The sequence below is a fragment of the Kitasatospora sp. MBT66 genome (genome assembly GCF_000710405.2).
Lineage (GTDB): Bacteria > Actinomycetota > Actinomycetes > Streptomycetales > Streptomycetaceae > Kitasatospora > Kitasatospora purpeofusca.
Genome location: NZ_JAIY01000010.1, coordinates 326,081 through 344,395, shown reverse-complemented (window position 1 = coordinate 344,395; position 18,315 = coordinate 326,081). Strand labels below are relative to the sequence as shown.

Here is an 18,315-nt window from a genome sequence, read left to right as displayed (position 1 = left end):
CGCGCGAGCGGCGCGCCGTCGGGGGCCTCCCCGCGTCCGGCCCCGGAGCGACCGCACCGGTATTGCACCGACCGGTCCAAAAAGGCTAACGTGCTGCCATGGCGAGACCGCGCACCTTCGACGAGGGCCGGGCGCTCGACGCGGCGATGCACGCGTTCTGGGCGAACGGCTACGAGGCCACCTCCACGCAGGACCTCTGCGAGGCGACCGGTCTCGGGCGGAGCAGCATCTACAACACGTTCAGCAGCAAGCACGACCTGTTCAAGCGGTCCCTGGCCCGCTACATCGAGCTGATGACCGTCCCGCAGATCGAGCTGCTGGAGGATCCGGAACTGCCGCCGCTGGAGCGGATCCGGGTCCTGCTCGCGCGGATCGTCGAGACGGAGTTCGAGCACCGCCCGGAGGGTCGCAGTATCGGCTGTCTGACCGTGAACACCGTGGTGGAGCTGGCCGGCCGCGACCCGGAGGCGGACGCGATGCTGGTCCGCGACCAGGAGGTGCGGCTCGCCGCGCTGCGGGCCGCGATCGCCGCCGGGCAGCTGGCGGGCGCGATCGCCGCCCGGCGGGCGCCGGAGGAGCTGGCCCGTTTCGTCAACGCGGTGATCGGCGGCATGCGGGTCGCCGCCAAGGGCGGGGCCGACCGGGTCGCCGTCGAGGCCGTGGCCGCCACCGCCCTGGACGCCCTCACTCCCTGATCCGTCCCGGCCTGATCCGTCCCGGCCTGTCCCGCGCGGCTCGCTCCGTGCGGCTCGCTCCGTGCGGCTCGCTCCGGGGTGTGCCCACGCCTGCCCTCATTCTGTACTGATCTATCCAAAACCAACGGGGGAGCCCTTCCCATGCCACGTGCCGTGTACGTCCTCGCCCTCGGCGTCTTCGCGATGGTGACCAGCGAGTTCGCCGTCGCCGGGCTGATGCCCCAGCTGGCGGAGGGCCTGGACGCCACCGTCCCGCAGATCGGCTACCTGATCACCGCCTTCTCGGTGGCGATGTCCTTCGGCGGCCCGCTGCTCGCCGTCGCCCTCCTCCGGATGCGCCAGCGGGCCGCGCTGATGCTCCTGTTCGCGATCTTCCTGGTCGGCAACCTGCTCGCCGCGACGGCCTCCGGCTACCCGGTGATGCTGGCGGCCCGGGTGCTCTCGGGCGTCGCCGCGCAGGCCTTCTTCGGCATCTCGATCTCGCTCTGCGCCCAGCTGGCCCGTCCGGAGGTCCGCGGCCGGGCGATCGCCGTCCTGATGAACGGCCTCATGCTGGGCACACTGCTCGGCCTGCCGCTCGCCACCGTGATCGGCGAGCACCTCGGCTGGCGCGCGGCGTTCTGGGCGGTGGCCGTCCTCACCGCGGCGGTGGCGCTGTGCACCCTCGCCGGGGTCCCGGACGCCGACCACGCCGAGGGCACCGGCTCGCTCCGGGACGAGCTGGGCGCGCTGCGCAACCGGCGGCTGTGGCTGGCCTTCGTCACCAGCACCCTGATCATCGGCGCGACCTTCACGCTGTTCAGCTACGTCAACCCGATCCTGACCGAGCTCACCGGCTTCTCGGCCGGGTCGGTCCCGCTGCTGCTCGTCGCCTACGGCGCGGCGACCGTGGTCGGCAACACCGTGGTCGGCCGGCTCGCCGACCGGTACGCGCTGCCGGTGCTGGCGACCGGCCTGGCGCTGAACACCGTGTTCCTGGCCGGCCTCGCGCTCCTCGCCCAGTTCCGGGTGCCCGCCGTCGGCCTGCTGCTGGGCGTCGGCCTGGTCGGGGTCACCATGAACCCCGCGATGGTCTCGCGGGTCCAGCGGATCGGCGGCTCCCGTCCGCTGGTGAACACCGTCCACAACTCGTTCATCACGCTGGGCGTCATCCTCAGCTCACTGCTCGGCGGCCTCGCCATCGACGCCTTCGGTCTGCGCGCCGTGCTGTGGCTCGGGGCCGCGATGGCCGTCGCGGGGCTGCTCAGCCTGCTGCCGGACCTGCCGCGCGGTCGCCGTGCGCTCCCGGACCGGGTGCCGGGCACTCGGGGGAATAACCCCGAGGGGGTGGATGCTAAGGTGGTTGAAACTTTGACGATCGGATCCTGAACCGGCTTCCGGGGCGGGATCAGCCAGGAGTGTGGTGAGCACCATGCAGTTCGGAATCTTCACCGTCGGCGATGTCACCCCCGACCCGACCACCGGCCGCACCCCGACCGAGCACGAGCGGATCAAGGCGACCGTGGCCATCGCGCGCAAGGCGGAGGAGGTCGGCCTGGACGTCTTCGCGACCGGCGAGCACCACAACCCACCGTTCGTGCCGTCCTCCCCGACCACGCTGCTCGGCTACATCGCCGCGCAGACCGAGCGCATCGTCCTCTCCACCTCGACCACGCTGATCACCACCAACGACCCGGTGAAGATCGCCGAGGACTACGCGGTGCTCCAGCACCTCTCCGACGGCCGGGTTGACCTCATGATGGGCCGGGGCAACACCGGGCCGGTCTACCCGTGGTTCGGCAAGGACATCCGCCAGGGCATACCGCTCGCGATCGAGAACTACGCGCTGCTGCACCAGCTGTGGCGCGAGGACGTGGTCGACTGGTCGGGCCGCTTCCGCACCCCGCTGCAGTCCTTCACCGCGACCCCGCGCCCGCTGGACGGCGTCCCGCCGTTCGTCTGGCACGGTTCGATCCGCAGCCCGGAGATCGCCGAGCAGGCCGCCTACTACGGCGACGGCTTCTTCGCGAACAACATCTTCTGGCCCAAGGAGCACTTCCAGAAGCTGGTCAACCTCTACCGGGAGCGCTACGCCCACTACGGGCACGGCACGCCCGAGCAGGCGATCGTCGGCCTCGGCGGCCAGGTGTTCATGCGCAAGAACTCGCAGGACGCGGTGCGGGAGTTCCGCCCGTACTTCGACAACGCGCCGGTGTACGGCCACGGCCCCTCGCTGGAGGAGTTCACCGCGGAGACCCCGCTCACCGTCGGCAGCCCGCAGGAGGTCATCGAGAAGACCCTGGCCTTCCGCGACACCTTCGGCGACTACCAGCGCCAGCTGTTCCTGATGGACCACGCCGGCCTGCCGCTGAAGACCGTGCTGGAGCAGCTGGACCTGCTCGGCGAGGAGGTCGTGCCGGTGCTGCGCGAGGAGTTCGCCAAGGGCCGCCCGGCCGGCGTCCCGGACGCGCCGACCCACGCCGGCAGGCTCGCGGCCGAGCGCGCCCGTCAGGAGCAGGACGCCGACAGCGCGGGGCAGACCGCGGAGACCGTGGAGGTGGCCAAGTGACCGCGTACCGACTGGTGGTGATCAGCGCCGGACTGAGCAAGCCGTCCTCGACCCGGCTGCTCACCGACCGGCTAGCCGAGGCCACGGTCCGCCGACTCACCGCCGAGGGACGGGAGGTGGACGTCCAGGTGGTCGAACTGCGCGACCTCGCCACCGACATCGCGCACAACTTCGTCACCGGCTTCCCCGGCCCCGCACTGCGCGAGGCGATCGAGGCGGTCGGCGGGGCGGACGGCCTGATCGCGGTGACGCCGATCTTCGCCGCCTCCTACAGCGGGCTGTTCAAGTCGTTCTTCGACGTGATCGACCCCGACACCCTCACCGGCAAGCCGGTGCTGATCGCCGCCACCGGCGGCACCGCCCGGCACTCGCTCGCGCTGGAGCACGCCGTCCGCCCGCTGTTCTCCTACCTGCGCTCGGTGGTCGTGCCGACCTCGGTCTACGCCGCCACCGACGACTGGGGCACCACCGGGGACCGCCTCACCGACGGCCTCCCGGGCCGGATCGACCGCGCGGCCGGAGAACTCGCCGGACTGCTCGCCGGCCGGGCCCCGAACGGTCCGGCCGGGGGTGGCGCGGCCCAGGAGGAGGCCGTGGTGCCGTTCGAGCAGCAGCTGGCGGCGCTGCGGGCCTGAGCCCGCGGGGTGGGCGCACACGCACATGAAGGGGCGGGTCCGGAGTCCTCGGACCCGCCCCTTCGGCGTGCCCTCACCCCACGCGCGCGTCGTACGAGGCCCGGGCCGTCGCGATCTCGCGCTGGTGCGTCTCGGTCCAGGCGACCAGCGAGCGGACGGTCTCGTGCAGCGTCCGCCCGAGCGGCGTCAGCGCGTAGTCGACCCGGGGCGGCACCACGGGGTGCACGGTCCGCTCCACCAGACCGTCCCGCTCCAGCTGCCGCAGGGTGACGGTCAGCATCCGCTGGCTGACCCCGTCGATCTCCCGCCGCAGCTCGGTGAAGCGCAGCGAGCCGCGGTCCAGCAGCGCGATCACCAGCAGCGACCACTTGTCGGCGATCCGGTCGAGGATCTGCCGCACCTCGCAGTCCTCCCGGGTGTCCCACTGGAGCACGTCGTAGTCGTCCCCGGTAACCGCGCAGTGCGTCGGTGACTTCAAAGTGCCTTCTTCCATGCTCCCTGATGCTGCCTCAGGATGGCACTGGTTACAAGAGGGAACCGGCCGGACGAAAGGGAACCGTCCCCGTCCGGCGTCCCCGCCCCCCGCGCACTCCACAGGAGACCACTGTGTCCACGTCCTCAGCCGTGCCCGAAACCGGTCGCCCGGCCGCCGCTCCGGCCGGCTCCCCACCGGCTGACCCCTCCACCCGCTTCACCGGCCGGGAGGCGGCCGTCCTGCTCGTCCTCTGCGGCGCGATCTTCCTGGAGGGCATCGACGTCGCCATGCTCAACGTGGCGCTCCCCTCGATCCGCGCCGACCTCGGGATGGACACCGGCTCGCTGAGCTGGGTGCTGAGCGCCTACGTGCTCGGCTACGGCGGCTTCATGCTGCTCGGCGGCCGCACCGCCGACCTGCTCGGACGGCGCCGGACGTTCCTCTTCTGGCTCACCGTCTTCGTGCTCTGCTCCGGCCTCGGCAGCCTGGCCGGCGCCCCCTGGGTACTGATCCTGGCCCGCTTCCTCACCGGCCTCTCGGCGGCCTTCATGACCCCCGCCGGCCTCGCGATCATCACCACCGCCTTCGCCGAGGGCCCCCGCCGCAACCGCGCGCTGCTCGTCTACGCGGGCACCGCCGCGGCCGGCTTCTCCCTCGGCCTGGTGGCCGGCGGACTGCTCACCGCCGTCGGCTGGCGCTGGGTCTTCTTCGCCCCGGTGCTGCTCGCGGGCGGCCTGCTGCTCGCCGCCGTGCCGCTGCTCCCGCGCGACCAGGCACCCGCCCGCCGCCCCGGCCAGCGCTTCGACCTGGGCGGCGCCGTCACCGTCACCGGCGCCATGCTGCTGCTGGTCCAGGCCGTGGTCCGGCTCGGCGAACCCGGCGCCGGCGCCGGCCCGACCCTCGCCCTGTTCGTCGGCGGCGCCGCCCTGCTGGCCGCCTTCGTCGCGATCGAACGGCGTTCGGCCGCCCCGCTGCTGCGCCTCGGCCTGCTGCGCTCCGGCCCGCTGCTGCGGGCGAACATCGGCGCGCTGCTGTTCGCGGCCTCGTTCTTCGGCTTCCAGTTCACCGTCACCCTCTACCTCCAGGACCTGCGCGGCTGGTCCCCGCTGCAGACCGGCCTCGCCCTGCTCGCGGTCGGGGTGGACGCGGTGCTCGCGCCGACCCTCACCCCCCGGCTGGTGGAGCGCTTCGGCAACGTCCGGGTGGTCCTCGGCGGCTTCTGCCTGGCGGTGGTCTCCTACGCGCTGTTCCTGCCCGTCGGGCCGGACTGGACGTACCCGATGATGTTCCCGACCATGATCCTCACCGGACTGGCCTTCGCCCTCGCCTACGGGCCGCTGACCATCGCCGCCACCGACGGCGTCGCCGAGGAGGAGCAGGGGCTGGCCGGCGGACTGCTCAACACCGCCTTCCAGTTCGGCGCGGCGCTCGGCCTCTCGGCGGTCACCACCGTGAGCCTCACCGTCGGCGGCTCGGACGGTCTGCGGGCCGCGCTGGTGGTGCCGGTCGCGGCGGTCGCGCTCGGCGCCCTGGTCACCGCCCTCGGCCTGCGCCGCAGCCGCGCCTGACCCGCGCCCGCCCTCACCCGCTCGTCGCCCCTCCCGCTCCCGCGCGGTGAGGGGCGTACGGCCGACCGGCCCGCCGCCCGCGCCGAAATGTCCGCTCCGGGGTGTAATCGTACGGATGATCAGGCCCCGGAGACCGGAGTCCGCCCATGCCGCCACAGTCCCCCCAGGCGCAGCCGCAGCCGCGGCCCGCCGACCCACCGGCCCCGCAGCCGGTCCTCACCCCGCTCACCACCGCCGCGATCTTCCTGGTCCTCACCGTCGACCCCGGCGGTGAGGACGCGGTCCGCGCGCTGCTGCCCGACCTCGCGGGCCTCCGTCACGCGATCGCCTTCCGCGCCCCCGACGTCGGCCTCACCTGCGTCACCGGCATCGGCTCCGACGCCTGGGACCGGCTCTTCGACGGCCCCCGCCCGGCCGCCCTGCACCCGTTCCCCGAGGTGGCCGGCCCCCGCCACCGCGCCCCGGCCACCCCCGGCGACCTGCTCCTGCACATCCGGGCCGCCCGGATGGACGTCTGCTGGGAGCTCGCCGGCCGGATCACCCGGCGGCTCTCCGGCGCCGCCACCGTCGTCGACGCGACCAACGGCTTCTCCTACTACGACGCCCGCGACCTGCTCGGCTTCGTGGACGGCACCGAGAACCCGGAGGGCCGGGAGGCCGCCGAGGCCGTGCTGATCGGCGACGAGGACCAGGACTTCACCGGCGGCAGCTACGTCATCGTGCAGAAGTACCTGCACGACCTGGCCGGCTGGGAGCATCTGACCGTCGACCAGCAGGAACGCGCGGTCGGCCGCACCAAGGCCGACGACATCGAGTTCGACGACGCGGCCAAGCCGGCCGACTCCCATGTCGCGCTCACCTCCGTCACCGGCCCGGACGGCGAGGAACGGCAGATCCTGCGGTTCAACATGCCCTTCGGCCGGCTCGACGGGGGCCCGGCGGGGCGCGGCGAGGCCGGCACCTACTTCATCGGCTACGCGCGCGATCCCGAGGTGCCCGAGGAGATGATCCGCAACATGTTCACCGGTCGGGGCCCGGCCGCCCACGACCGCCTGCTCGACTTCTCCACCGCGGTCACCGGCACGCTGTTCCACGTCCCCACTGCCGACTTCCTCGCCGACCCGCCACCGGCCCCGGCCGCCCCCGGCACGCTCGCGGCCCCGGCCCCGGCCGCCGCGCTCCCCACCGCCGCTCTCCCCACCGCCGCTCTCCTCACCGACGGCTCCCTCGCCATCGGCAGCCTGAAAGGCACCCCCGCGCCATGAACAACCTGCACCGCGAACTCGCCCCCGTCTCCGCCGCGGCCTGGGAGGAGATCGAGGAGGAGGCCAGGCAGACCTTCAAACTCCACCTCGCCGGCCGCCGGGTCGTCGACCTGGACGGCCCGGACGGCCCCACCCTCGCCGCGGTCGGCACCGGCCACCTCACCACCATCGAGCCGCCCACCCCCGGCGTCCAGGCCCACGCCCGCGAGGTCCGCCCGCTGATCGAACTCCGGGTCCCCTTCTCGGTCGACCGCGCCGCCGTCGACGACGTCGAACGCGGCTCCGGTGACTCGGACTGGACGCCCGTCCAGGCGGCGGCCCGCACCCTCGCCCTCACCGAGGACCGCGCCCTCTTCGACGGCTACCCGGCCGCCGGCATCGAGGGCATCCGCGCCGCCGCCACCAACCCCGCCATCCCGCTCCCCGCCGACGTCCGCGAATACCCGGAAGCCGTGAGCCGCGCCCTCACCACCCTCCGCCTCGCCGGAGTGGGCGGCCCCTACGCCCTCCTCCTCGGCGCCGACGCGTACACGGCGGTCAACGAGACCTCGGACCACGGCTACCCCATCGCCAGCCACATCGCCCGTCTCCTCGACGGCGAACTGATCTGGGCCCCCGCCATCGAGGGCGCCCTGCTCCTCTCCACCCGCGGCGGCGACTTCACCCTCGTCCTGGGCCAGGACGTCTCGGTCGGCTACCTCTCCCACACCGCCGACACCATCGCCCTCTACCTCCAGGAATCCCTCACCGCCCGCCTCCTCACCCCCGAAGCCGCCGTCCCCCTGACGACCTCCTGAGCCACACGAAGGGGCCGGTGCGACCGGCCCCTTCGTGGCCGTCGTCCCGGCCAACTGCGCTGATGGCGAGGCCGATTCGCTCGAACAGGTGTGACAGTGCCCGGTGTCGGCGATAATTGGCCGATGTCGACGATCGACCCGGCTGCCCTCGCCGCCCCGTGCCGTCGTCACTCGTTTTTCTGCGGGCAGGGGGAGCCGATGGAGCCGGATCGATCTGGTCGGCCGGGAGTCCGACCCAGTCGGCCCGCCAGGCCGGCCGGTGAGTGAGATGGACGGAGTGGGTGAGACGCCCTTCACGGTGCGCAACTCGGCCGTCGGTGCCCGGATCTCCGGGCCTGTCGTCCAGGCCGGACAGATCCGCGACCTCACCGTGTACGGCCAGACCGTCGCGCCGCCGGCCGCCGCCCCGGCGTTTCCAGTGCCGCGCCAACTACCTTCGACACCAAGTCACTTGATCGGTCGAGAGAAAGATCTCGCGTGCCTGGAGCACGAGTTGGGATCGGAGGTGGGGGTTGGCGATGTGACCGTGGTGGTCACCGGGCCTGCCGGGGTCGGGAAGACCGTCCTCGCCGTTCATTGGCTGCGCCGCCATGCCGACCTCTTTCCGGACGGCCAGTTCTACGCCGACCTGCGCGCTCACGCCGTCGGCGGTCCCGTCGACCCCGCCGAGGTGCTCGGAGGATTCCTGCGCGCCCTCGGTGTTGCACCGGCGCCGCGCGACACAGCCGAGGCCGCGGCGCTCTGGCGCTCGCTCAGCGCCGGACGCCGGATCGGTGTGCTGCTCGACAATGCTGCGACCGCAGAGCAAGTCCGTCTGCTGCTGCCCGGCTCCGGGCACGCCGTGGTCGTGGTGACCAGCCGCCGCCGGCTCACCCGGCTCGGTCTGGGCGGTGCCGCGTTCCACGAGGTCGGTCCGCTCTCACGCGGTGCGGCGGTGCGACTGCTCGCCCAGGGAGTCGGTTCCGGGCGGGTGGACCGGGAATCCGCAGCGGCCGTCCTGGTGGTCGAACGCTGCGGGCGCCTCCCGCTCGCCGTCTGCCTCGCCGCTGCCCGGATCGCCGCCCGCCCCGCACAGCCGCTCGCCGTCACGGCCGAGGCGCTCGGCCTCGAGTCCAGACGGCTCGAAATGCTCGATGTCGGGGGAGAGGGTGTGCGGCACGCCCTGGATGCGTCCTTCGAGGCTTTGGGGGCGGGAGCTGCCCGCCTGTACCGCTTGCTCGGCCTGCTGCCCTTCCCCGTCGTCACCCCGGACATCGTGTGCGAGGTCGGCGGTCTGGACCCGGCCACGGCCGAGCCACTGCTCGACGAACTGGCCGACATCCACCTGCTGGAGGAGACCGACGGCGGTTTCCGTCTCCACGGTCTGGTGAAGCTGCACGCCCGGGCGCATGCCGACGCGATCCACGACCGGGCGGAGGGGCAGGCCGCCGTCGACCGCGTACTTGACCGGTACCTGGCCTCCGCCACGGCCGCCGAGGCCCTGCTGAGCCCCAGCCATCGCACCCTGCGCCGCGACTACGCCACCGAACAGGGCCATCGGGAAGGGGAGTTCGCCGACGAATCGGCCGCGCTCGAGTGGCTCGAAGCGGAGACCGAACGGCTTGCCGACGCCGTCCGCTGGGCCGCCGCGACGGGCCGGGCCGCGACCGCCTGGCAGCTCGTCGACGCCATGTGGCCGGCGTTCCTGCGACTGCGCCCGGCCGCGCTGTGGATCGAGCTGCACCGGATCGGCCGGACCGCCGCCCGTTCGGTCGGTCACCGCGGCGGCGAACTGCGGATGCTCACTTCAGGCGGCGCCGGCCTGCGCAACGCCGGCGCTTCGGAGGAGGCCGCCGAGTGGTACGCCGAGGCTCTGCACCTGGCCCGTGCGGCCGGTGACCCGCTTGCCGAGGCCGACGCCCTCTACGGCCTCAGTCAGACCCACCGCACAGCGGGTCGGCTGGCCCAGGCGGCCGACTGCCTGCGCACGGCCGCCGACCTTCGTGAAGCCTGTGGCTACCTGCGGGGCACAGCGCTTGCCCGGCTCGCTCTCGGCGACCTCCGGGTCGCGGACGGCCGGCCCGCCGAGGCGGTCCCTGTCATCGCAGACGCCTACCGGGACCTCGCCGCCGTCCGCGCCGTCTACGAGGCGGCCCGTGCGCTCGCCTTCCTGGGCCAGGCCCAGGCCGCCCTGGGTGCCAACGACGAGGCCGGCCGTTGTTACGCGGAGGCGCTCGCGAGGTTCCGGGCGAGCCGGTCCCGTCACTGGGAGGCCCGTGTCCTGCGGCTCCTCGCCGATCTGGCGCGTGACCGGGGCGACCTCACCGAGGCCGCAGCCCGCCAGCGGGAATCCGAATCCCTCTACGCGGCCCTGTCCGCTCGCACCGGAGACCGTCGCGCCGACGCCGCGGCACTCGACGCCCCCGTCCTCCCGCTACCCCCTGCGAAACCGCCCGCGGCGGACTGACTCCGGTCGTCAGCGCCCGCGCGGGAGCGCCATGGCCGGATCGGCGGCATGCCAGGGGCGCTCGCCCCGGCCATGTGGCCACAGTGGTGTGGGCAGCGGCAGCACGGTAGGACCGGGAGTCGGGACGGACTCGTCCAGCCCGAGGACGCGGTAGAGCAAGCGCCTCATCCGTTGGTCGAACCGGCCCGGCTCGGAGCTGATCCGGGCGGCGATGTGCGCGTAGTCCGCGCGGCGGTACTGCCTGGCGGCGTCGTCGAGTTGTACGGACAGGGGCCGGGCGGGACCGAGCGTGGGAGCGGTACGGGCGAGCAGGGCGCCGGGGGAACGCGGGTTCACCGCGTGGTGCGGGTACTCGGCCAGCACGATCGGGGCTTCGGTCATGGTGGCGTAGAGGGTGACCGAGCCGTGGTCGCCGATGACGGCATCGGCGGCGACCAGCAGCGGGCGCCAGTCGTGCTGCGGCCCGAGTACGGTGACGGCCCCGCCGGTCGCGGCGGCCACCCACGAACGGAGCGGCCGGGTGCCGTGTGCCGCGGAGACATTCGGATGGACGAGCAGGGCGACGCGGTGGTCGCGACGGGGCAGTTCGGCGGCCAACCGGGGAAGGACGGTGTCGAACCGGGTGAGCAGTGCACCGCTGCCCCAGGTGGAGCAGACCAGCACCAACCGCTCGTCCGGCCGCAGCCCCAGCGCGGCCCGGTACCGCTCCCGGTGGGGGAGCGCGGCGGCGATCCGGTCGTAGCAGCCGTCGCCGACGACCTCGGCGATCGAAAGCGCCTCCGGGCAGCCCCGGCCGAGCTCGGTGCGGTCGTCGTCGTGCGCCAGCGCATAAGCGACGGGCACCAGGCGGCCCTGCCAGACGACGTACTCGGGCCCGAGCCCGGAGACGGTCCGTCCGGCCCCGACGCCGGTCGGTGACAGTTTGATGTGCCCAGCGCCGTGCGGCAGCCGGACCATCGGGCCGTGCACCTGCTCCAGGCCCTGCGAACCGGCGGCCAGAACCAGGTCGAACCTCTCGCGGACGGCCTCCGCCCACGGCAGTACCGTGCCGCCGAGCCGCCGGACGTGCTCCGCCGCGCCCCGGTTGAAGGTGTGGGGCGCCACCGTGAACCGGACGCGCACCCTCGGGTCGGCATCGAGCAGTGCATGGGCGTCGTGCAGTCGCTGCCCGTAGACGACCGAGTGCACGACCACGAGCACCTCCTTGCCCTTCGAGGTCGTGTCCGTCGCCCCTCCTCCATGCGCTGCCGGGCCCGCCGGCCTCCTTTCCGCGCATTCTTGCGGATCTCGCCGTGCCACGGCCTGCGGCCCCGGGAGAAGGGAAGGGTACTGAGTTCCTTTACGAGGGGTACTGAGTGCCGTATCCTCTTCGGAGAGCCTCTGACGCTGTTGACGAGAGCCGACAGGGCAGGCCGGTCCGGGTGGTGCCACACCGCTCGCGGGGCACGGTCGGGCCTGGTCTGGCACTCAGTACCCTCGGCGGGCTGCGAGGCCGTGGACCAGTGCATCCGACCAGTGCACCCGTACCAGGAGAACCGCTCATGAGCTTGAGGATCGTTGTCTGTGTGAAGTACGTGCCGGACGCGACGGGTGACCGTCGTTTCGCGGACGACCACACCACCGACCGGGAGGGCGTGGACGGCCTTCTGTCGGAGCTGGACGAGTACGGGGTGGAGCAGGCGCTGCGGATCGCTGAGGCGAACGAGGGTGCCGAGGTGACCGTGCTGACGGTGGGTCCGGACGACGCGAAGGACGCGCTGCGCAAGGCGTTGTCGATGGGTGCGGACAAGGCTGTGCACGTCAATGACGAGGACATCCACGGTTCGGACGTGATCGGGACGTCGGCGGTGCTGGCGAAGGCGCTGGAGCGGACCGGGTTCGACCTGGTGATCGGTGGTATGGCGTCGACGGACGGCACGATGGGTGTGCTGCCGGCGCTGCTGGCGGAGCGGCTGGGTGTGCCGCAGCTGACGCTGCTGTCGGAGGTGTCGGTCGAGGGCGGTGCGGTGAGGGGTCGTCGGGACGGTGACTCGGCGACGGAGCTGGTGGAGGCGTCGCTGCCGGCGGTGGTGTCGGTGACGGACCAGTCGGGCGAGGCGCGCTACCCGTCGTTCAAGGGGATCATGGCGGCGAAGAAGAAGCCGGTGGAGTCCCTGGACCTGGACGATCTGGGCATCGAGGCCGGCGAGGTCGGTCTGGCGGGTTCGTGGACGGCGGTGGAGTCGGTGACGGCGCGTCCGGCGCGTACCGCGGGCACGGTCGTCAAGGACGAGGGCGAGGGCGGCAAGGCGCTCGCGGGCTTCCTCGCCGACCAGAAGTTCATCTAGTCCCGGCCCCACCGAGCACCGGCCCCTGCTGCCCCACCCCACAACACGGAGACATCGAGTTATGGCTGAGATCCTCGTCCTGGTCGACCACGCCGACGGCGCGGTCCGCAAGCCGGCCCTGGAGCTGCTGACCCTGGCCCGCCGCATCGGCGAGCCGTCCGCCGTCATCCTCGGCGCCGGCGACAAGGCGGCCGAGCTGGCCGCCAAGGCCGCCGAGTACGGCGCCGCCAAGGTGTACGTCGCCGACGGCGCCGAGTTCGCCGACCAGCTGGTCGTCCCGAAGGTGGACGCGCTGGCCCAGATCGCCAAGGCCGCCGACGCGGCCGCGGTGCTGGTCACCTCCTCCGGCGAGGGCAAGGAGGTCGCCGCCCGCGTCGCCCTCCGCCTGGGCTCCGGCGTCATCACCGACGCCGTCGACCTGCGCGCCGGCGACAGCGGCCCGGTCGCCACCCAGTCCGTCTTCGCGGCCTCGTACACCGTCGACTCCCGCGTCAGCAACGGCGTGCCGGTCATCGCGGTGAAGCCGAACGCCGTCGCGCCGGAGGTCGCCCCGGCCGCGGGTGCGGTGGAGGACGTCGCCGTCGCGTTCACCGGCAACGCCGCCAAGGTCGTCTCGCGCACCCCGCGCGTCTCCTCCGGCCGCCCGGAGCTGACCGAGGCCGCCATCGTGGTCTCCGGCGGCCGCGGCGTCGGTGCCGCCGAGGGCTTCGGCGTCGTCGAGGAGCTCGCCGACGTGCTCGGCGCGGCCGTCGGTGCCTCGCGCGCCGCCGTCGACGCCGGCTGGTACCCGCACAGCAGCCAGGTCGGCCAGACCGGCAAGCAGGTCTCCCCGCAGCTCTACATCGCCAACGGCATCTCCGGCGCGATCCAGCACCGGGCCGGCATGCAGACCTCGAAGACCATCGTGGCCGTCAACAAGGACCCCGAGGCCCCGATCTTCGAGCTCGTCGACTACGGCGTGGTCGGCGACCTGTTCGAGGTCCTGCCCCAGCTCACCGGCGAGGTGAAGGCCCGCAAGGCCTGACACCGGCCGGACCGGACACCGGAAGGGCGTGGCACCGAGTACCCCGGGGTACTCGGTGCCACGCCCTTCTCGTTCAGCGCCCAGCGCCCAGCGCCCAGTGCCCAGCGCCCCGCGCTCGCCGTTGGCCGTGCGCCGAAAGGCCGCGGCCCCCGAGGGAGCCGCGGCCGCCGTCACTCCGCGAACGCCGCCAGGTGCTGGGTGAACCCGCCCTGGTTCGGCGGCAGCGGCCGCGGTTCGGGGGCCGGCTCCCGAACCGGCTCCTCCGGCGACAGCACCGTCAGCTCCGGCTGCTCCACGCCTTCGGCCCCGCTGAGCCGGACCCTGGTGCCCACCGGCACGGTGGAGCGCAGGCCGCTGACGATGCACCAGACGTCGAAGCCCTCGGACATCCGGATCAGCGACTTCTGCCGGGCCAGCGGTGTGCGGGCCTGCTCGACGGCGCACCGCCGCACCACCCCGGTGCCCTCGCTGCGCTCCAGCCGCAGCTCGGTGGAGCCGCAGGTGGGGCAGAGCAGCCGCTGGAAGGTCGGATTGTGGCACCAGTCGCAGCGCTGGAAGTACAGCGGAGCGCTCTCGGTGTCGGCGTCGATGGCTGAGTGGACCACGGTGTCATCTCCCTGCGTTTGTACGGGCCCGGTGCTACGGCTACCGCCAAAAAGAGGATAGGGAACTCAGTGCCGCTCTGTGAAGGCACTGAGTTCCCTTTTCCTTGCGCACGTGCATAATGAAGGGTACTGAGTACCGTCGTGAACGTCGTGAAACAGGAGTGGCCGCTCATGAGCCAGGACTTCGATCTCTTCCGGATCTCCGAGGAGCACGGGATGCTCCGTGAGGCGGTGCGTTCGCTGGCGGAGGCGAAGATCGCTCCGTTCGCGGCGGAGGTGGACGAGGTGGGGCGGTTCCCGCAGGAGGCGTTGGACGCGTTGCAGGGCAATGACCTGCATGCGGTGCATGTGCCGGAGGAGTTCGGGGGTGCGGGGGCGGACGCGCTGGCGACGGTGATCGTGATCGAGGAGGTGGCGCGGGTGTGCGCCTCGTCGTCGTTGATCCCGGCGGTGAACAAGCTGGGTTCGTTGCCGGTGCAGTTGTCGGGTTCGCAGGAGTTGAAGGCGAAGTACCTGGGGGCGTTGGCGCGCGGGGAGGGGATGTTCTCGTACTGCCTGTCGGAGCCGGAGGCGGGTTCGGACGCGGCGGGGATGAAGACCCGGGCGGTGCGGGACGGGGACTTCTGGGTTTTGAACGGTGTGAAGCGCTGGATCACCAACGCGGGGGTGTCGGAGTTCTACACGGTGATGGCGGTGACGGACCCGGAGCTGCGGTCGAAGGGGATCTCGGCGTTCGTGGTGGAGAAGGGCGACGCGGGGGTGTCGTTCGGTGCGCCGGAGCGCAAGTTGGGGATCAAGGGGTCGCCGACGCGTGAGGTGTACTTCGACGATGTGCGGATCCCGGCGGACCGGATGATCGGTGCGGAGGGCACGGGCTTCGCGACGGCGATGAGGACGCTGGACCACACGCGGGTGACGATCGCGGCGCAGGCGCTGGGGATCGCGCAGGGCGCGTTGGACTATGCGAAGGGGTATGTGCGGGAGCGTCGGCAGTTCGGTAAGCCGATCGGTGATTTCCAGGGTGTGCAGTTCATGCTGGCGGACATGGCGATGAAGCTGGAGGCGGCGCGTCAGTTGACGTACGCGGCGGCGGCGAAGTCGCAGCGGGGGGACGGGGACCTGACGTTCTTCGGTGCGGCGGCGAAGTGTTTCGCGTCGGACGCGGCGATGGAGATCACGACGGACGCGGTGCAGTTGCTGGGCGGGTACGGGTACACCCGGGACTATCCGTTGGAGCGGATGATGCGGGACGCGAAGATCACGCAGATCTACGAGGGCACCAACCAGATCCAGCGCATCGTGATGGCCCGCAACCTCCCGTAACCCCACCCCTCCCGACCCGTCGGGGCCCGTCCTCGGGCACCCGGACCACGGCCGCACACGGGCCGGTCCGGGTGTTCGAGGCCGATGCTATGTTCCGGGAATGAGCGAGAAGGAAGAGCAGGACCAACCGATGAACGACGGGCAACCGAAGCCCGCGATGCGTGAGGCGCTGGTTGCCGCGGCCTTCGAGCTCTTCCTGGAGCGCGGCTTCGAGCAGACCACGATCGACGACATCGTCTCGCTCGCCGGGGTCGGCCGGCGGTCCTTCTTCCGCTACTTCCCGGCCAAGGAGGACGTGGTCTTCCCCGACCACGAGCGAGGCCTCGCCGAGATGACGGAGTTCCTGGAGTCCGGCAGCGGCGAGGAGGACCCGGTCCGGCACGCCTGCGACGCGGCCCGACTGGTCCTGCGGATGTACGCCGAACAGCCCTCCTTCTCCGTCCAGCGCTACCGCCTGACCCGCAAGGTGCCGGGCCTGCGCGCCTACGAGCTGTCCGTCGTCTGGCGCTACGAGCACACCCTCGCGCACTACCTGCGCGGCCGGTTCGCCGGGCGCCCGGACGGGCCGCTGCGGGCCGACGTGGTCGCCGCCGCCGTGGTCTCCGCGCACAACCACGCCCTGCGCACCTGGCTCCGCTCCGGCGGCGAGAGCGACTGGGTGACCGAGGTGGACCGGGCGATGGCCTTCGTCACCGACACCTGGGGCGAGCGCTCCGCCGGCGCCGACCAGGCGGCGGACGGCGACGGCCCGGGGGAGCAGGACGACGTCGTGGTGCTGGTCGCCAGCCGCCGCGCGCCGCTCTGGCGGATGGTCCAGGGCATCGAGAGCGCCCTCGGCGACCCCCGCCGGGTCCCCCAGGACTGACCGGTCCGCCTGCGGGCCCCCTCACCCTGATGGCGCAGGCCCTGCGGGACGCGCCGGGACCGGACCCGCGGCTGCCGTGCGCGGCCCCCGGTGCCGGGCGAGACTCGGTCGCAGGACGTGGCCGGAGCCGGACCGGCGCGGGGAACGCGACGGAGGCGGACGATGCCCGAGCCGAGCGGCGGTCCGAACAGGAGCGAGGACCCGACGGCGAGGCCCGACCCGACGGCGGGCACCGGCCCACCGCCCCCTCCCGCCCAAGCGGCCCCCGCACGGCCGGCCCCCACCCTGCACGGCGTGCTGCGCACCAAGGGCTACCTCGGCCTCCTGGTGATCTCCGCCCTGGTCGGCGTCCCGGTCTCGCTGGCCGCCTTCTGGTTCGTCGGTCTGGAGCACCAGCTCCAGCACTGGGTCTGGGAGAGCCTGCCCGACGCCCTCGGCCTCGACCGCGCCCCCTGGTGGTGGCCGCTGCCCGCGCTGCTGCTGGCCGGACTGCTGCTCGCGCCGATCGTCACCCGGGTGCCCGGACGCGGCGGCCACATCCCGGTGGACGGTATGGGCGGGCCGCCCGTCCCGCCGAGGGCTGTGCCCGGCGTCGTGCTGGCCGCACTCGCCTGTCTGCCGCTCGGCGCGGTGCTCGGCCCGGAGGCGCCGCTGATGGCGATGGGCGGCGGACTGGCGCTGCTCGCCGTCCGGCCGTCCCGCCGCGCGGCCCGGCCCCAGTTGGTGCCGGTGCTCGGGGCCGCCGGTTCGGCCGCGGCGATCTCCACCATCTTCGGCAGCCCGCTGGTGGCCGCCGTGATGATGATCGAGGCGGCCGGCCTGGGCGGGCCGCAACTCCTGCTGCTGATCATGCCCTGCCTGCTGGCGAGCGGGGTCGGGGCGCTGGTGTTCACCGGCTTCGGCCACTGGACCGGGCTCTCGGTGGGTGCGCTGTCGCTGCCCTCGGAACCGCCCGCCGGGATCCCCGACCCGGGCGACTTCCTGTGGGGCCTGCCGGTCGCGGTCGCGGTCACCCTGGTCTGCGTGTCCGGTCAGCTGCTCGGCCACCGGGTCAAGGCGTTCACCGTCGGCGACCCGGGGCGGGCCGTGCCGACGCCGACGACCCGGCAGACGGCCCTGCGCACGGTGCTGTGCGCGGTCGCGGTGGGCGGCTGCATCGCCGCGTACGCGCTGCTGACGGGCCGCTCGCCGGAGGAGGCGGCGCTCTCCGGCCAGGCCACCCTGGGGACCCTGGCCGCGAATCCGGCGGCCTGGTCGGTCTTCGCCCTGCTGATGCTGACGCTCTGCAAGACGGCCGCCTGGGGCATCGCCCTGGGCAGCCTGCGCGGCGGCCCGATCTTCCCTGCGGTGCTGATCGGCGCCGCCCTCGGGGTGGCCTGCGGCCCGCTGCCCGGCCTCGGCGTCGAGTCGGGCCTGGCCGTCGGCCTGGCCGCCGCAGCCACCTCGGTCACCCGGCTGCCGGTCACCAGCACGGTGCTGGCGGCCGAACTGCTGGGGCCGGACGCACCCGACTCGCTCCCGCTGATACTGGTGACCGCCGTGACCTCCTTCGTGGTCGGCGAACTGCTGCGCGGGCACCTCGAGCGGCGTGCGCCGAAGCCGGACACACCGAAGCCGGACGCCCCGCAGGGGGCCCCGCGGGCCGCCTGAGGGCCCGCCGACGCCCCACGTCAATACCGATCCGGCTTTTCCACTCCTTCGAATCAATCCGGGGTTCAGGGTCGTCACCCCGGGCAATCCCG

16 protein-coding genes are annotated in these 18,315 nt (G+C 73.0%); 13 read left to right on the top strand and 3 right to left on the bottom strand.

The features are described from left to right. Nucleotides 1-98 precede the first annotated feature (98 nt). From BI06_RS26185 to BI06_RS26170, 4 genes are all read left to right on the top strand, one after another. Nucleotides 99-695: a TetR/AcrR family transcriptional regulator gene (locus tag BI06_RS26185; protein ID WP_030391083.1), complete on the top strand. Its 597-nt coding sequence runs from the start codon at nucleotides 99-101 to the stop codon at nucleotides 693-695. A gap of 141 nt (nucleotides 696-836) precedes the next feature. After that, nucleotides 837-2,063: an MFS transporter gene (locus BI06_RS26180; protein WP_051741863.1), complete on the top strand. Its 1,227-nt coding sequence runs from the start codon at nucleotides 837-839 to the stop codon at nucleotides 2,061-2,063. A gap of 43 nt (nucleotides 2,064-2,106) precedes the next feature. Further along, on the top strand, nucleotides 2,107-3,243 hold the full coding sequence (locus BI06_RS26175; RefSeq protein WP_043473074.1) for an LLM class flavin-dependent oxidoreductase: 1,137 nt from the start codon (nucleotides 2,107-2,109) through the stop codon (nucleotides 3,241-3,243). Continuing rightward, on the top strand, nucleotides 3,240-3,878 hold the full coding sequence (locus tag BI06_RS26170; RefSeq protein ID WP_043472033.1) for an FMN reductase: 639 nt from the start codon (nucleotides 3,240-3,242) through the stop codon (nucleotides 3,876-3,878). The genes BI06_RS26175 and BI06_RS26170 overlap by 4 nt, the downstream gene beginning before the upstream one ends. A gap of 73 nt (nucleotides 3,879-3,951) precedes the next feature. On the opposite strand, the gene BI06_RS26165 is transcribed toward BI06_RS26170, so the two are convergent. Continuing rightward, nucleotides 3,952-4,371 (bottom strand): helix-turn-helix domain-containing protein, encoded by a 420-nt coding sequence (locus BI06_RS26165; RefSeq protein WP_030391079.1) that lies wholly within the window; start codon nucleotides 4,369-4,371, stop codon nucleotides 3,952-3,954. 113 nt (nucleotides 4,372-4,484) lie between these two features. Between BI06_RS26165 and BI06_RS26160 the strand changes: the two genes are divergently transcribed. The 4 genes from BI06_RS26160 (at nucleotide 4,485) to BI06_RS26145 (ending at nucleotide 10,429) form a co-directional block, all read left to right on the top strand. After that, nucleotides 4,485-5,921: an MFS transporter gene (locus BI06_RS26160; RefSeq protein WP_369826230.1), complete on the top strand. Its 1,437-nt coding sequence runs from the start codon at nucleotides 4,485-4,487 to the stop codon at nucleotides 5,919-5,921. Between the two features lie 146 nt (nucleotides 5,922-6,067). Beyond that, nucleotides 6,068-7,186 carry a Dyp-type peroxidase gene (locus BI06_RS26155; RefSeq protein ID WP_051741862.1) on the top strand — a complete coding sequence of 373 codons (1,119 nt, stop codon included), beginning with the start codon at nucleotides 6,068-6,070 and terminating at the stop codon, nucleotides 7,184-7,186. After that, a complete protein-coding gene (locus BI06_RS26150; RefSeq protein ID WP_030391076.1) occupies nucleotides 7,183-7,983 on the top strand; it encodes a family 1 encapsulin nanocompartment shell protein in 801 nt (266 codons plus the stop codon). Before BI06_RS26155 ends, BI06_RS26150 begins: the two co-directional genes overlap by 4 nt. 268 nt (nucleotides 7,984-8,251) lie before the next feature. Continuing rightward, a complete protein-coding gene (locus tag BI06_RS26145; protein ID WP_233290342.1) occupies nucleotides 8,252-10,429 on the top strand; it encodes an NB-ARC domain-containing protein in 2,178 nt (725 codons plus the stop codon). A 9-nt stretch (nucleotides 10,430-10,438) separates the two neighbouring features. On the opposite strand, the gene BI06_RS26140 is transcribed toward BI06_RS26145, so the two are convergent. Then, on the bottom strand, nucleotides 10,439-11,623 hold the full coding sequence (locus BI06_RS26140) for a hypothetical protein (protein WP_055731149.1): 1,185 nt from the start codon (nucleotides 11,621-11,623) through the stop codon (nucleotides 10,439-10,441). Nucleotides 11,624-11,970: 347 nt separating this feature from the next. Between BI06_RS26140 and BI06_RS26135 the strand changes: the two genes are divergently transcribed. Further along, on the top strand, nucleotides 11,971-12,756 hold the full coding sequence (locus tag BI06_RS26135) for an electron transfer flavoprotein subunit beta/FixA family protein (RefSeq protein WP_043472031.1): 786 nt from the start codon (nucleotides 11,971-11,973) through the stop codon (nucleotides 12,754-12,756). Between the two features lie 61 nt (nucleotides 12,757-12,817). Beyond that, a complete protein-coding gene (locus BI06_RS26130; protein WP_043472029.1) occupies nucleotides 12,818-13,780 on the top strand; it encodes an electron transfer flavoprotein subunit alpha/FixB family protein in 963 nt (320 codons plus the stop codon). Between the two features lie 170 nt (nucleotides 13,781-13,950). Here BI06_RS26130 and BI06_RS51190 read toward each other — a convergent pair whose 3' ends face one another. Further along, the gene (locus BI06_RS51190) at nucleotides 13,951-14,385 is read right to left on the bottom strand and encodes a hypothetical protein (protein ID WP_051741856.1); all 435 of its coding nucleotides are present in this window, start codon (nucleotides 14,383-14,385) and stop codon (nucleotides 13,951-13,953) included. A 171-nt stretch (nucleotides 14,386-14,556) separates the two neighbouring features. Between BI06_RS51190 and BI06_RS26120 the strand changes: the two genes are divergently transcribed. From BI06_RS26120 to BI06_RS26110, 3 genes are all read left to right on the top strand, one after another. Next, nucleotides 14,557-15,708 (top strand): acyl-CoA dehydrogenase family protein, encoded by a 1,152-nt coding sequence (locus BI06_RS26120; protein ID WP_043472027.1) that lies wholly within the window; start codon nucleotides 14,557-14,559, stop codon nucleotides 15,706-15,708. A 157-nt stretch (nucleotides 15,709-15,865) separates the two neighbouring features. Then, a complete protein-coding gene (locus BI06_RS26115) occupies nucleotides 15,866-16,573 on the top strand; it encodes a TetR family transcriptional regulator (RefSeq protein WP_082558770.1) in 708 nt (235 codons plus the stop codon). 294 nt (nucleotides 16,574-16,867) lie between these two features. Further along, the gene (locus BI06_RS26110) at nucleotides 16,868-18,223 is read left to right on the top strand and encodes a chloride channel protein (protein ID WP_233290293.1); all 1,356 of its coding nucleotides are present in this window, start codon (nucleotides 16,868-16,870) and stop codon (nucleotides 18,221-18,223) included. Nucleotides 18,224-18,315: the final 92 nt, after the last annotated feature.